General features: G+C 26.7%; 17 protein-coding genes. 16 read left to right on the forward strand and 1 reads right to left on the reverse strand.

The window, feature by feature from the left end:
• The first annotated feature begins 3 nt into the window (after window positions 1–3).
• The 5 genes from SFBM_RS00345 to SFBM_RS00365 all read left to right on the forward strand — a co-directional run bounded on the left by SFBM_RS00345 (window position 4) and on the right by SFBM_RS00365 (window position 3,877).
• Entirely contained in the window at window positions 4–1,035 is a 1,032-nt protein-coding gene (locus SFBM_RS00345) for a mannose-1-phosphate guanylyltransferase (protein ID WP_007439789.1), read from the forward strand.
• Between the two features lie 60 nt (window positions 1,036–1,095).
• A complete protein-coding gene (locus tag SFBM_RS00350) occupies window positions 1,096–1,947 on the forward strand; it encodes a glycosyltransferase family A protein (RefSeq protein WP_005807631.1) in 852 nt (283 codons plus the stop codon).
• A 17-nt stretch (window positions 1,948–1,964) separates the two neighbouring features.
• Window positions 1,965–2,828 carry a UTP--glucose-1-phosphate uridylyltransferase GalU gene (galU, locus tag SFBM_RS00355; protein WP_005807630.1) on the forward strand — a complete coding sequence of 288 codons (864 nt, stop codon included), beginning with the start codon at window positions 1,965–1,967 and terminating at the stop codon, window positions 2,826–2,828.
• Window positions 2,829–2,832: 4 nt separating this feature from the next.
• On the forward strand, window positions 2,833–3,426 hold the full coding sequence (locus tag SFBM_RS00360) for a cysteine hydrolase family protein (protein WP_005807629.1): 594 nt from the start codon (window positions 2,833–2,835) through the stop codon (window positions 3,424–3,426).
• Between the two features lie 106 nt (window positions 3,427–3,532).
• On the forward strand, window positions 3,533–3,877 hold the full coding sequence (locus SFBM_RS00365) for a single-stranded DNA-binding protein (RefSeq protein WP_005807628.1): 345 nt from the start codon (window positions 3,533–3,535) through the stop codon (window positions 3,875–3,877).
• A 123-nt stretch (window positions 3,878–4,000) separates the two neighbouring features.
• Here the strand turns inward: SFBM_RS00365 and SFBM_RS00370 are convergent, their stop codons facing one another.
• Window positions 4,001–5,218 carry an FprA family A-type flavoprotein gene (locus SFBM_RS00370; RefSeq protein ID WP_005807627.1) on the reverse strand — a complete coding sequence of 406 codons (1,218 nt, stop codon included), beginning with the start codon at window positions 5,216–5,218 and terminating at the stop codon, window positions 4,001–4,003.
• Between the two features lie 258 nt (window positions 5,219–5,476).
• Here SFBM_RS00370 and SFBM_RS00375 point away from each other — a divergent pair, with 258 nt between their 5' ends.
• The 11 genes from SFBM_RS00375 to SFBM_RS00425 all read left to right on the forward strand — a co-directional run bounded on the left by SFBM_RS00375 (window position 5,477) and on the right by SFBM_RS00425 (window position 15,299).
• Window positions 5,477–5,827: a DUF6514 family protein gene (locus SFBM_RS00375; RefSeq protein WP_005807626.1), complete on the forward strand. Its 351-nt coding sequence runs from the start codon at window positions 5,477–5,479 to the stop codon at window positions 5,825–5,827.
• Window positions 5,828–5,848: 21 nt separating this feature from the next.
• Window positions 5,849–6,214 carry a holo-ACP synthase gene (gene acpS / locus SFBM_RS00380; protein ID WP_005807624.1) on the forward strand — a complete coding sequence of 122 codons (366 nt, stop codon included), beginning with the start codon at window positions 5,849–5,851 and terminating at the stop codon, window positions 6,212–6,214.
• A gap of 82 nt (window positions 6,215–6,296) precedes the next feature.
• Window positions 6,297–6,905, forward strand: coding sequence for a germination lipoprotein GerS-related protein (locus SFBM_RS00385; RefSeq protein WP_005807623.1), 609 nt, complete (start codon window positions 6,297–6,299; stop codon window positions 6,903–6,905).
• Between the two features lie 22 nt (window positions 6,906–6,927).
• A complete protein-coding gene (gene alr, locus SFBM_RS00390; RefSeq protein ID WP_005807622.1) occupies window positions 6,928–8,076 on the forward strand; it encodes an alanine racemase in 1,149 nt (382 codons plus the stop codon).
• A 124-nt stretch (window positions 8,077–8,200) separates the two neighbouring features.
• On the forward strand, window positions 8,201–8,488 hold the full coding sequence (locus SFBM_RS00395) for a hypothetical protein (protein WP_005807621.1): 288 nt from the start codon (window positions 8,201–8,203) through the stop codon (window positions 8,486–8,488).
• Entirely contained in the window at window positions 8,445–8,798 is a 354-nt protein-coding gene (locus tag SFBM_RS00400) for a type II toxin-antitoxin system PemK/MazF family toxin (RefSeq protein ID WP_005807620.1), read from the forward strand. Before SFBM_RS00395 ends, SFBM_RS00400 begins: the two co-directional genes overlap by 44 nt.
• 84 nt (window positions 8,799–8,882) lie before the next feature.
• The gene (locus tag SFBM_RS00405; protein ID WP_014017792.1) at window positions 8,883–11,579 is read left to right on the forward strand and encodes an alpha-N-acetylglucosaminidase TIM-barrel domain-containing protein; all 2,697 of its coding nucleotides are present in this window, start codon (window positions 8,883–8,885) and stop codon (window positions 11,577–11,579) included.
• 122 nt (window positions 11,580–11,701) lie between these two features.
• A complete protein-coding gene (ftsE, locus tag SFBM_RS00410) occupies window positions 11,702–12,379 on the forward strand; it encodes a cell division ATP-binding protein FtsE (protein WP_005807615.1) in 678 nt (225 codons plus the stop codon).
• Window positions 12,379–13,269: a permease-like cell division protein FtsX gene (gene ftsX / locus SFBM_RS00415; protein ID WP_005807614.1), complete on the forward strand. Its 891-nt coding sequence runs from the start codon at window positions 12,379–12,381 to the stop codon at window positions 13,267–13,269. Before ftsE ends, ftsX begins: the two co-directional genes overlap by 1 nt.
• A gap of 81 nt (window positions 13,270–13,350) precedes the next feature.
• The gene (locus SFBM_RS00420) at window positions 13,351–14,658 is read left to right on the forward strand and encodes a S41 family peptidase (RefSeq protein WP_005807613.1); all 1,308 of its coding nucleotides are present in this window, start codon (window positions 13,351–13,353) and stop codon (window positions 14,656–14,658) included.
• Window positions 14,658–15,299 carry a hypothetical protein gene (locus SFBM_RS00425; protein ID WP_005807612.1) on the forward strand — a complete coding sequence of 214 codons (642 nt, stop codon included), beginning with the start codon at window positions 14,658–14,660 and terminating at the stop codon, window positions 15,297–15,299. Before SFBM_RS00420 ends, SFBM_RS00425 begins: the two co-directional genes overlap by 1 nt.
• The last annotated feature ends 5 nt before the right edge of the window (window positions 15,300–15,304 follow it).

Consider the following 15,304-nt stretch of genomic DNA (forward strand, 5'->3'; position numbering starts at 1 on the left):
TATATGTTATGTGCTATTATAATGGCTGGTGGTAAGGGAACCCGATTTTGGCCACTATCTACGGAGGAAAAACCCAAGCAATTTCTAAACCTTTTAGGCGATAGGACTATGATAAAAATGACATATGATAGAATAAGTAGAGTTGTGCCTAAAGAAAGAATATTTATTTCTACTAGTTTAAAATATAAAGATTTAGTTTTAGAACAATTAGATGGTATTTTACCTCAAAATATAATAGTTGAACCTGAATCTCGCAATACATCAGCGTGTGTTTGTTTATCTAATTTATATGTAAAAAAGAAGTTTAATAATTGTAATGTTATAGTATTACCTTCAGATCATTTAATAAATGATGAGGAGGTTTTTATAGATGCTATATTAGATGCTAATGAGTTTTTATATAATAATGATAGAAGCATTATTACTTTTGGTATTAGACCTGACAGACCAGAAACTGGATATGGTTACATAAATTCTGATTTTAATAGTTTTTCTAAGATAAATAAAGTTAATTCGTTTGTGGAAAAACCGGATTATGATACTGCTTTAAAATATTTGGATGCAGGAAATTATTATTGGAATAGTGGTATTTTTATTTGGAATGTAAATTTAATTTTGGATCTAATAGATAAATTTTTAAATAATACATATAAGGTTTTAAGTCCAATTCTTTATCTTAACCAAGATGAATGTAATGCATTTGTAAATGATAATTATAGTTTAACAGATAACGTTTCAATTGATTATAGTGTCATGGAAAAATATAATAATATTTTTGTTATTGAGGGTAATTTTGGTTGGGATGATGTTGGAAGTTGGTCTAGTATTGATCGGTATAGTAAGAAAGATGTAGATGGAAATGTTTTAAACTCTGCAGGAGTTTTAATGAAATCTAATAATAATACTATATTGACAAAAAAGAAGATTTTGTTAAATAATGTTAATGATTTAATAATTGTAGAAACAGATGATTATATAGTGGTTTCATCTAAAAAACATGCTCAAGATATAAGATTTGCGCAAGACTATATGTAATTTTAATGGGTTAGTTATTAAATAATAATTAGCCCTTTTTATTTTAAGGAGTGGTATATTATGAGATTTTCTTTAATAATGGCTACATTGGGTAGATTTGATGAAATAAGAATATTTTTAGATTCAATAGATTTACAAAATTATACTGATTTTGAACTTATTATAGTTGATCAAAATGAGGAGAATATTTTAGGGGATATAATATTACCCTATAAGAAAAAATTTTACATAAATCATATAAGAATAAAAGAGAAAGGATTATCTTTAGCAAGGAATGTAGGTATTAAATATGCTAAAGGGGATATTATTGCATTTCCAGATGATGATTGTATATATAGTTTGGGTATACTTGATTTTGTAAATAAGTTTTTTATAGAGAATAAAAATGTAGATTTCTTAACTTTTAGATTAAGGGATAAAGAAACTGGTGATGATGCTAATTTAAGATGGTATAATAGAGATGTTGAAATAACTAGCAAGAATATTTTTAGAACAGTTATAAGTCCGTCTATATTTATAAGAGTTAAAAATATAAATGATGTATTTTTTGACGAGAATCTTGGGGTTGGAAGAAGATATGGATCAGGAGAAGAAAGTGATATGGTTTTAGAGTTGTTATACAGAGGATATAAAGGTATGTTTTTAAATAATTTTATAATATACCATCCAAATAAAAAGGATTCTATTAATAAAATTTACTCATATGGACTTGGATATGGTGCAACATTGAAGAAACATGTTAAACTTCGAAGAGGTAATAATTTGATTTTTGATTATCTAATTATTGATTCTGTCATAAAACCCATTTTTGGGATGGTTATCAATATAGCAAAATTTAATAACGAAGGATTTATTCTATATAAGGAACGAATGAGATCGAGAATTAAGGGTTATTTAGAATATGAGATTTAATAAAGGGGGATGTTGATGTGTCACTAATAAAAAAAGCGGTAATTCCAATAGCAGGTTTTGGTACTAGATTTTTACCTATAACTAAATCTGTACCTAAGGAAATGATACCTATTTTAGATAAACCGACTATACATTATATTGTAGAAGAGGCGGTTAATTCAGGTATTACAGATATATTATTCGTTACGAGTAAACATAAAAAATGTATTGAAGATTATTTTGATAATTTTAAAGAATTGGAGAATGTTTTAGAGTTATCTGGAAATTATGAAATGTTAAATATAATTAAAGATATATCTAATATGGCTAATATAAGTTTTGTTAGACAAAAGGAGCAGAAGGGATTAGGTCATGCAATATATCATGCTAAAGCTTTTGTGGGTTCAGATCCATTTTGTGTATTACTTGGAGATGATTTAATTTACAATGATAATAAACCTTGTTTGAAACAATTGATAGATATACATGATGATTATGGGGGAAGTGTGATAGGAGTTCAAAAGGTTGATTTTAAAGATGTAGATAAGTATGGTATTATTGATGGTGTAGAAGTTTATAAGGATTTATATGAGGTTAAAAATTTAATTGAAAAACCTCATGTAGATCATGCTCCAAGTAACATAGCTATTCTTGGTAGATATATAATAAGTCCCAGTATATTTGAGTTTTTAGAGGAAGGTTTGGTAGGTAAAGGTGGAGAAATACAATTGACTGATTCTATATTAAAATTGCTTACAAATGAAAAGGTATATGCTTATGATTTTGAAGGAATTAGGTATGATATAGGAAATAAGTTAGGATATTTGGAAGCAACAATTGATTATGCATTAAGAGATAATAGTATAAATAGAGATTTAACAAGGTATTTAAAAGAGAGGTAAGTTTATGATTGATATAGAGCTAGATAATGATTTAATAGTTGATTATAATAAAAGTCTTTTAATAATAATTGATATGCTTAAAGGATTTACAGATATTGGTAATTTAAAGAGTAGATATATATCGAATATAGCATTAGATATAAGAGGTTATAGTAATAGATTTTCTAATATTATTGCCATAAATGATAATCATGGAAATAGTGATTGTGAGTTTAATCTTTATCCAGCTCATTGTATAGATGGTACAAAAGAAAGTGAACTTTGTGATGAATTAATAGACCTAGATTTTGATTATATACTTTATAAAAATTCAACTAATGGATTTTTTTCATATAATTTTTCAAATGTATTTAATGATTATATAGAGAATAATTTTAATTTTATAGTTACAGGGTGTTGCACAGATATATGTATATTACAATTTTGTTTAACGTTTAAGGCGTATTTAAATCACATAAATAAAAATCTTGATATAATAGTTCCTGTTAATTTGGTAGAAACATATGATGATATTAATCATCCGAGAGATGAATTAGCGAAGTTTTCACTATATTTCATGAAAAATATGGGTATAAGGTTAATAAATACTCATATATAAATTATTAATTATATACTTAAAAATATATTGAAAATTGTATAAACTTACTGAAATTAGAAATAATTTATATAAAAGGATTTATTTGTAATTAGGAGGAACATTTAAATTGAATAAGATATTGTTAGTTGGGCGACTCGTTAAAGATCCTGAGCAACGAATTATTGAAGATTCTCAAAAAGCTTTAATAAAGATAATTATAGCTGTGAATAGAGATTATAAGGAACCAGATGGTGAGAGAAAAGCTGATTTTATACCAGTTTCTTTTTGGGGTAAAAAAGGAGAGATTATTCTTAAACACCTGCATAAGGGAGATCTTATAAGTGTAGGTGGAAGACTTAGAATGGGATCTTATGTAGATAAAGACGGTAATAAAAAATATATAAGTGATGTTGTTGCTGAGGATTTTAAATTTGTGAGAAATCAATTTAAGGTTGAAACAAAAGTTCAATAAAATATTTAAATATAGAGGCATTAAATCACTTTTATCTTTGAATATATAAAAAGGAACCACTTTTATGTTAAGGTGGTCCTTTTTGTTTGGATAAATAATTTTTATAATTATTTATTTTAATATTTATTTTTTATTAATAGATATAAATAATTTTTCTTTAAACGCACGTCCAAAATTATAAGCATCCTTTAAATCTTCTTCACACGGTTTGAAATTTATTTTAAGGGATGGGGTTAGAAGTTTCATTTTTAATTCTTTAAGCCTAGATTCAGTATTAGGAACACCCTCTCCACTCCATCCATAAGAACCAAAGGCTGCAGCGACTTTTCCACCGTGGATTATTGGATTTAAATGTGTTAATAAATCACGAATAGGTTCTAGCATATCTGAATTTATTGTTGGTGTACCAAACAATAAACCATCCGCTGAATTTATTTCATCTAATAATTTGTTTTTATCATGACTTATAACATCATACAATTTTACATCTACGTCATCATTTTCACATATAGATTTTGAAATTGTTTCGGCAAGAGTTGCTGTATAACCATACGCAGATACGTAACATATAACAACTTTTGGCTTTTCATTTTTAGGTTGAGGAGTACTCCACGCTTTGTATAAGGATATTATTTTTTGTATATCTCTCCTTAAAATAGGACCATGACCCGGACAAATATAATCTATTTCTAATTTTTTAATCTTATCTAGAGCTTTAAGCATAAATGATTTGAATGGTCCGAATATGCAGTCATAATAGTATTTTAGTGCATCCATATAATCTTCATAATTTTCAACGGAGTCATCAAAAATATTTTCTGTACAATAATGAGCTCCAAATGAATCACAAGTTATTAGAGTATTTAATTCTTCAATATATGTGTATATAGTATCTGGCCAATGTAAAAATGGAGCAGATATAAATTTAAGAGTTTTATCACCTAGAGATATTACTGAATCTTGGGTTGCTTCTAGATATTTAAAATCTTTATTAGCAACTTTTTTTAGATATTTTATGGCAGTTGGTGATGCTACGATAGTTATATTTGGACAAAGATCTATCATTTTTTCAACAGATCCTGCATGATCTGGTTCAGTATGGCTAACTATTAAATAGTCAATTTTTTCAAGATGTATATTAGTTTCTTTTAGTCTTTCAATATATTGATCGAAAAATTGAGCTTTGACAGTCTCAAAAATAGCAGTTTTTTCAGTACCTGTAACCACATATGAATTATACGTTGTACCGTAAGGCGTGTTCATTATTATATCAAACACTCTAAGTTCTGGGTCGAGGGCACCTACCCATAGTAAATCATCTTGGATTTTATAGCTTCTCATATTTAAATCCCTTCTTTTTATTTTAAAATAAATTTATATAATTAAGTTTATGTATAATATTATAAATTTTAAATAATATTTTAGTCAAAATATTATTTTCTAATTAGGGGATAAAAACAAAAAAATATATATAATTGCGATAATTGTCGTTTAAAAATATTATTTTTATATAAAAAATTTTGGAATAATGACAAATTCCCAAAAAATATTGTGATAGAATTTTGTTATGTTATATTATTTGTTAGGAAGGTATTATTTATGAAAGTAATTGAAGTTTTGAAGGGAAGAGAATATAGTTTAAGTGAGATAATTGAGTATTATTATAAAGTGATTGAAACGGAAGTTACAATAGATATTGAAGGTAATATGGATTCTAGATTGGTATATGGTATACAAATAGATAAGATTTTGATAAAAAAGGATGGACAACAGATAACTGATAGTGAAAAAGTTGAAATTATAAGTTGTAATTTAGAATTTGTTAGAGAAATTTGTAGAACTTTTCACAAACAGCTAGTATCCCCATTCCATTTAATTGATATTCTAGAAGATAATATAAGTGCGTCTTTTAGGATTAATTCTAAAATAAGGTTTAAAGAGAAAGTGTAGATATTTGTTTGAGGTAGAGTTTTGATAGTAGGTAGTGGGTGTGATATCTTAAGTATACGTAGAGTGGAGTCGCTTTTAAGATATAATAAATTTTTAGATAAGTATTTTACTGGTAATGAAATATGTATGTTTAATAATCAGAAAAATAAAAAAAATTATGTAAAGAAAATAGCTTCTAACCTTTGTGTTAAAGAAGCCTTTTTTAAATCTATATCACATAAATTTAAAAAGTTTAGTTTTAAAGATATAGAGGTGTTAAGGGATAAAGATGGAAGGCCTTATTTAAGATTGCTAAATAGCTTGAAGGAGTTTATAAATATAAATATTAATGTGACTATATCTAATGAGAGAGATTATGTTATATCATTTATTATTTTAGAAATTTAGTATAAAGAATATTAATAAGTAATAAAAAAAAATGGATTGAATAAGTATTATCTATAAATTTTTTAGAAGGGATGTACTTATTTTGAAAAGGAATATTATATTTTCTATATTATTTCTATTTATTTTAGTTTCTTGTAAACCTATAAAAATAGAAAATTCTGAGCAAGCTTTTGATTATGTTAAGGGAATTAAAAATTATACATCTGATGTAAGGATTACATTTAAAAATGAGAGAAATGAAGAGAGTATATTTTTGAGGCAGTATAGTTGTTATAATGGAAGTTATAGACTAGATTTGGAAGAGGAACGCATATACATATATGCAGATGATAAAATATTTGTAGAGGATTTAAAAAATAAGAAGAAGTATTTTTTAGAAGAAAATTTTGATGAAGTATATAAATATAGTTTTTTAAATGAATATATAAAACTAATTTATTCAATGGATCAAGTTGAGTATTTTAAAGAATTTTATGATGATGGAAACAAAAAAATTGATATTTATGGAGCTAAGGTAAATCTTCCTATTAACAATCTTAATATAAATTCTGCAACTTTATATTTGGATGGAGAGAAGCTTTCTCCTATTAGGCTTGAAATATTTGATATTAAAGGGAATATTAGAATTTTAATAGAATATCTAACGTTTGAGGTTTTAGAGGAAATTGACTTACAGTTATTTGAATATTAGCTATTGAGATTTAGGAGGAATTATGAGAATTAATTATAATGTTTATGCGGAAGTAAATTTAGATAATTTAGTTAAAAATTTAAAATTCATCCAAAATATTAATGGTAATAATAAGATTATACCTGTTATTAAGGATGATGCTTATGCTCATGGAATTATTGAAGTTGCAAATAAATTTATAGATAATGGAATTCAAATATTATCTGTTGGAGACATAAATGAAGGTATTTTATTAAGGAAATTTGGGGTTAGGGTTCCTATCTTAGTATTTGGAATTACGCCTGCTGAAAATATAGATGATTTAATAAAAAATGATCTTACACAAACAGTATCAAGTTTTGAATATGCTAATATAATTTTAGAAAAATTGTCTAGAATAAATAAGAGATTGAAGGTACATATAAAGGTTGATACTGGAATGGGAAGAGTGGGATTAATTGCAAGCGATGAAAATTTTAAAATTGTAAATAATATATGTAGTAATCCCTTAATTGATATTCAAGGTGTATACTCTCATTTTTCGGATGCGGGGGGAGAGGATAAGAATTACACAGTTAATCAATATAAATTATTTAAAATGTTTTGTAATAATTTATCAAAATTAAAACTAGATATTAAATATAAACATATATGCAATAGTGAGGGAAGTCTAAATTATAGATTTGATGATATTGAATATATAAGACCAGGACTTTCGCTATATGGATATAGTATGGGTAAAAATTATGAAGAACTTAAACCTGTTATGAGTCTAAAGGCTAAAGTTGTACATATAAAGAAGGCTAATAAAGGTGAATATATAGGATATGGTAAGACATATAGAGTTGATAAAGAAAGTTATATTGCTACTTTAAACATTGGGTATGGTCATGGATATCCTAGATATTTGTCTAATAAGGGAAGAGTAATAGTTAATAATGAGTTTGCTAATATTGTTGGTAGTATATGTATGGATCATTGTATGATTGATATTACAAATATTATTAATATTAAATTGTTTGATGACGTTATATTGATAGGTAGTAGTGGAGAAAAGAATATAGATGCACATGAAATAGCTAGGTATGGTAATACTATTTGCTATGAGGTATTATGTGGTATACGTAGGAAGGTTCCTAGAGTTTATTTGGAGGATAATAAGATAAAATATATTAGAGAAGGGTATTATTAGAACTTTTATTAACTAAAGTTCTATAAAGTTGTAAAAAATTAGAAGATAGTATATAATTAAAGAAGTACGTAATTAGATAGAAATGAGCTATAATTGTAATTTATAATTATGGGGGTACTTCTAGGTGAGTATATATAAAAGACCATTCTCTAAGCCACGTGTAAGAAATGTTAAATTAGAACAAAAATGTAGCATAAATTTGAAGAATAGCATATTAATATTTATTAGAAATAGGAATTGGAGAACTATAAGAAAAGGATATGAATGTATGGGAGATATAAATATAGAATTATCTGAATATGGATTTTTATCAGCTTTTGAAGAATTAGTTAAATATGAGATAAGGCTTTCGGAGAGTGATAGTTTAGATGACTACAATGGTAGTAAAAAGAGGAGACATATTTTATGCTGACTTGAGTCCTGTTATAGGGTCTGAGCAGGGAGGGATACGACCTGTTATAATAATTCAAAATGATATAGGAAATAAGTATAGTCCTACTGTTATAGTTGGAGCAATAACTTCCCAGATCAATAAAGCTAAGTTACCTACTCATGTTGAAATTTCGTCTGAAGAATATGGATTAAATAAAGATTCTGTAGTTTTGCTAGAACAGGTAAGGACTTTAGATAAAAAAAGACTTAAGGAAAAAATAGGTCATATGACTAAAAGTGATATGAAGAAGGTGGATAAAGCATTATTTATAAGTTTAGGATTAGAATGAAAAATATAAAAATATTATTATATATAGAAAAGTATATTAATGGCATTTTAAAAATGCCATTAATGTTTTTTGGAGATATATTTTATGAAAATTGTTAAGAGGATCTCGTGTATATTTTTGATGATGTTGTTTATCTTTTGTTTTGAATATACTGTATCTCAAGCAATAAATTTTGTTAATACTGATTATATACATGAATTTAAGCAAGACATAAATAATTTGTTGGATGATAATATCGATACATATTTTACATTACCTGATTTTACTAATTATTTAGAATTTAAATTAGAAAATCATAGTGGAGTAAGTGGTATAGAATTGGTTTTTGATGATACTGAGTTTGATTATAAATATAAAATATATTCCAGTAACGATGGATATACGTATAACGAAGTTGCACTTGATAGGGAAATTATAGACTCAAATACTGAGGTAGCTTATGTTGATATAAAGGATATTTATGTAAGATTGAGAGTTTTAAGTAGTAATAGTGAAGATTATGTACATATAAAGGATATTAATTTTTTTAACAAAGATGGAAATAGGATTAGTAATGTAGAGATAGAGAAAGATGAGCCGGTTATAAATGAATATAAGTTTCAAATGGAAGATGTATATTATAAAGATGCGATTAATGGTTTAATATCTAGGACATTAGGAAAAGAGTATGTAAATTTTTTTGATTTATCTCTCTTGCCTGATGATAAAGGTAAGGATTATTTTGTTATATATACAGAAAATGATAAAGTGATACTTAAAGGTAATAATATTAATTCTATAAGTGTTGCTCTTAATTACTATTTTGAGCATTACTTGGAACAAACATTTGAAAGGTTTGGTAATTCTAAGATAAAGGTTACATTACCTTTACCTCAAATAGAGGGTGTAATAGAAAAAAGTATAGATATGAAGTACAGATATAATTATAATTACGTAGCTTATGGATATACTATGGCTTATTGGACGTTTGATGAGTGGGAAAGAGAAATTGACTGGATGGCTTTAAATGGTTTCAATATGGCATTAAATTTAGTTGGTCATGAAGAGGTTGTTAGAAGATTTTTAAAAGAATTTGGGTTTAGTTTCTTTGAAATAGTGAATTATTTAACTTCTCCAATATATTTGCCGTGGCAATTTATGGGAAATATAAGTGCTGTTGGAGGTGAATTAACACCTAAGTGGTTTGAGGATAGAGCTAAACTTTCTATAGATATTCAAAAAAGGATGCTTGAAGTTGGAATAGAACCTATACATCAGATGTTTATAGGATATTTCCCTTACAAAGAAAATAGTGGGGTTAATGTTATAAATGGAGGATATTGGAGTAAAATAAAGGGACCAGATAGGTTGGATTTTAATAATAATAACGTAGAATTTATTAGTAGTGTATATTACGAGAAACAGAGAGAATTACTTGGTAAATCTAAATATTTCGCAGGCGATTTGTTTCATGAAGGGGCTAATTTATATGGATATGATGCAGGAGAGTTATCAAATAGAGTTTTAAGCTTGCTTAAAAATAATACTGGAGAAGATTCTGTATGGATCATACAGTCTTGGGCTCATAATCCTTCATCAGAGAGTATAGAGAATCTTAATAAAGATAATATATTGATATTGGATTTACACTCTCAGTTAAATACTAGATGGAAGGGAATATCTAAGTTTAATTATATGTCATGGGATAATAAGGAGTTTGATAATTCAAATTGGATATTTGGTATATTAAATAATTTTGGAGGAAGAAATGGCTTGTATGGTCATTCAAATCATTTATTAAGGCAGTTTTATGATGCAAAGTATAATTCAGATTATTTAAGTGGAATAGCAAATACCTCTGAAGGTGTTGGATTTAATAATTTTATCGATGAACTTTCAACTGAATTAATATTTTCAGATGAAGTTAATATGGATGAATTTGTAAAAAGATATTTAAAGAATAGATATGGGAAAAGTGATAGAGATTTATTGGTAGCGTTTAATATTTTGTTAGATACAGTTTATAATCCGGTAACTGATATTTATCATGAAGGAGCTTCAGAGTCAGTCATAAATGCTAGGCCTTCTCTAGAAATTAATAGTGCGTCTAAGTGGGGAACTATTCATAAAAATTATGATTCCAGGAAGTTAGAGAGAGTTATTGAAATTTATATTTCTAAGTATGATGAATTCAAAGATAATGAAGGATATATAATTGATTTGATTGATATAGCAAGTGAAGTTATAATTAATTTGGCAAGCGAGTATTATCAGATTATACAAGAATATTATAATAATGGTAATATTAAGTATTTGCAATTGATATCCAAGAAATTTTTAAATCTTATTTTATTACAAGCAAATATATTATCGTATAATGATAAAAAAAGTCTCCAAAAAATAATTAATAAGTTGGATGCTTTAGATTATGATGATTATTTTAAAGATACCTTAAAATATAATAAGAAAATGATATTAACTACATGGTATGATAAATTAGTTTCTGAAGATGGTGGGCTTAGAGACTATGCAAATACTGATTTTTATGATATCGTAGGAACTCTTTATTATAATAGATGGAAAAGATTTTTTGATGAGATATCAAGTAATGAGTTAAAAGGATTTTATGATGATTATAGATTTGATGTTAAATGGATAAATGATGATGATTCATTAAACTTTAATAAGTCTGATAAATCTTTAAATAGTTTAATGGATTTATTATTAGTTGAGATAGGTATTTATAGAAATAATTTTTCATTCTTAGGAGATTTGATATATTCTATAAATGATTTATTTTAATAGAGGACAGTAAAAATGCTGTCCTCTTAAATTTTTTAACATCTTAATATATAAACTAGGAAATATAGTGTTAAAATTTATGTTATAATTAAGTATATAGCATAAACATAGGAGAATTTGTTATGATTGATTTTATAAAGGTATCTAAGATATATGAAAAAAACGTAAAAGCTTTGATAGATGTTAGTGTATCTATAGAACAAGGTGAATTTGTTTTTTTAGTTGGGTCAAGTGGGGCTGGTAAGTCTACTTTTATAAAAATGATCCTAAGGGAAATAAAACCTACAAGTGGGAAGGTTATAATAAATAATAAAGATGTAAGTTTGATAAAAAGAAGGGATATTCCTCATCATAGGAGAAGTATAGGAATGGTTTTTCAGGATTTTAAATTAATATCTAATTTAAATGTTTATGAAAATGTTGCTTTTGCTATGAGAGTGGTTGAATCTGATGAAAAAGAGATTAGAAAAAGGGTTCCTGTTGTTTTGAGTTTAGTTGGTCTTTCAGATAAATATAAGGTTTTTCCTCACGAATTATCTGGTGGGGAACAACAAAGGGTGTCTCTTGCAAGAGCAATGGTTAACAATCCATCGATATTAATAGCGGACGAGCCTACAGGAAATTTGGATCCGGATACTTCGCTTGAGATAATGGCGCTTCTTCAGGATATAAATAGAGGTGGAACTACTGTTCTTATGGCAACGCATGCTAAGGATATTGTGGACAGAATGAAGAGAAGGGTTGTGGCAATTGAAAGAGGAGTAGTTTTAAGAGATGAGAAGAGAGGAAAATACGAGTAATGAAAGTTTCAAGTTTTAAAGGATTTACTATTGATGCTATTAAGAGCCTATTTAGAAATAAGACTATAAGTATAGCAACTATAGTTAATATAGTTGTTACTCTAACAATTTATGGTATATTTTTAATACTAATGAATGTTATTGTTGCGAATGTAAATGATGTTGAATCTCGTCTTCAGCTTAAGGTTTATTTAAAGGATAATATAACTGTAGAGCAACAGCAGCAGATAAGGGATGCTATAGGTAGTGTTGAAGGTATAGATGATGTATACTATGAAAGTAAAACAGAGGCGTTAATTAATTTTAAAAATCAACTTAAGGACTATGCGTGGATGATTGAGGGATATGATGAGAATAATAATCCTCTCCCAAGTTCATATGTTATTAAAATAAAAACACCAGAAGTATCAGAACGTATAGAGAATGCAGTTGAAGGATTTGATGGTATTGATGATATCGGGAGTGATAAGGTTCTTGTTAAGGAAGTATCTAAGATATCCACGTTTATTAGAATTGCATGGGCTATTTTATCATTTATTTTGATAGTGGTTTCTTTATTTTTAATAATGAATACAATTAAACTTACTATATATTCTCGTAGAAAAGAAATATATATAATGAAATTTGTTGGTGCTACAGATTGGTTTATAAGATGGCCATTTGTGATAGAGGGAATTATTTTAGGAGTTATAGGAGCGATTATTTCTCTTGGGATTATATATTATGGTTATTTTTCTGTATATAGTTTCTTAAATGATAGGAATTTATTTTCGTATTTAATTTCACCTAATGTTATTTTGATACAATTAGTTATGCATTTTTTCTTAATTGGTATATTGGTTGGTATTGCAGGAAGCATATTTTCACTAAGAAAGTTTTTGAAGGTTTAGTTTATTATATATATAATTTGAATATTTAGGAATAAATAGGGGAATAACTAAAATTAGTTGTTAGTTGGTTTGGAGGAATTTATGGATATTAATGATAATGACAAAGATATATCAAATGGTAAACAAGATACATCGATAAATTCAAAAAAGAATGTAGGAGTATTTAACAATAAGTGTTTAATTGTGATTTTTACCGCACTGTTGTTTCTTATTAGTAATGTTTTGTTTTATATATTTGGTCTAAATTTTTCCTCTGGATCCTATTTGTCTTCAGGAGGATTAAAAGCACTTTCAGGTGATATATCCGATTATAGGAAGCTTATGCTTGTTAAAAATATTATAAGTAGGACTTATAATCCATATAGTGGTGCTGTTGCTTCTGACATGATGGATAGTGCTATAAAAGGTATGGTTGATTCATTAGGTGATCCATATACTGTTTATATGGATCAGAATGAATTTTATGATTTTAACTTAAGGAGTAAAGGTAATTACGTTGGAATTGGTATACAGGTTGCTCCTAAAGAGGGCAAGATATTTATAATATCAGTGTTTAAGAATTCTCCAGCAGAGAAATCTGGTATTAGAGCTGGAGATTATATTATAAATGTTTCAAATGAAAATGTTTATGAAGATAGTATTGATAGAGCGATATCTCTTATAAAAGGAGAAGAAGGCAGTAGTGTGAATTTAACTGTAGAGAGAGAAGGAAAGCATATACAATTTAATGTTAATAGAGAAAAAATAGATGTTATGCCTGTGGAGTATGAAAAAATTACTGAAGATATTTTATACATAAAAATAAATTCATTTGATGAAAATTCATCAAAAGGTGTTAATGAAGCTTTAATTAGTTCTAATTATAGAGGTATTATTTTAGATTTGAGGGGTAATCCAGGTGGACTCTTAAATGAATGTGTTGATATAGCATCACAGTTTATACCTGAAGGGAAAGTTATAGTTTCAATGGATGATAAATATGGTAATAGAGAGTTTATTAATGCTAAAAAAGGAATAGCAGAGGATAAAGAAATTGTTGTACTTGGCGATTCTGGAAGCGCTTCGGCATCAGAGGTATTGATAGGTGCTCTTAAAGATCATAATAGAGCTATTTTTGTTGGTGAAACTACATTTGGTAAGGGATTAGTACAGAGAGTTTTTGAACTTGGAGATGGTAGTGGTGTTAAGGTTACAGTTTCTAAATATTATACACCGTCTGAGGAATATATAAATAAAGTTGGAATACATCCTAATGTTGAGGTTATATATTCTCAAGATGAAATTCTAAGACATAAACAAATGTCTAATGGTGATTATGTGAAGATGAGGGAACTAGATCCACAATATATAAAGGCTCTAGAGATATTAAAGGAGAATATCAGTAGTTAATGGTTTTATATGTTTATTTAATATCTTTTGTTTTAAATTTGATTAATATATATTGGAGAAATAAGGTGGGAATTTATTGCCACCTTATTTTAATATGTAAAAACATTTTGTTAATACTTTTTTTTAATCTCGTATTTATGGATGTGACTAATAGGACTGGTTTCCATTTTTTAGATAAAAGAGTTTTAATAGGAATTTGTTTATTTAGTTTATTAAATTATTTTTTAATAAATAAGTATATATGCATATCATTTAGTGGGATTATATCTTATTTGTTTTTAAAGTTATTGGGTATTCAAGTGTGCGCTGGTTCAATAGTTTTATTGGTTGGAATGTTACATATATTTGAGGGAGTATTTATTTGCTTGAATTTTGATAGTGATAATAACAAGCTTTATTTACCATTGTATTTTGGGAATATTCCTATAGTATTTTTTATTTTTTTTAGAAGAGGTTACTTAAATGATTTTAAATATAGTAAATTTATATCAGGATTGTTTGTTTTTGTATATGGTTTGATTGTTATGATATTATATGAGTTCATAAGAAATTTATTTTCATTGATAATTATTTGTGTTCTTCACGAATTTATGATTGTATTAGAAAAGAGAGTTATTAAAGAGATTTGTAAGATTATTTAGGAGAT

Origin of the sequence: Candidatus Arthromitus sp. SFB-mouse-Japan, assembly GCF_000270205.1 — a bacterium.
Lineage (GTDB): Bacteria > Bacillota > Clostridia > Clostridiales > Clostridiaceae > Dwaynesavagella.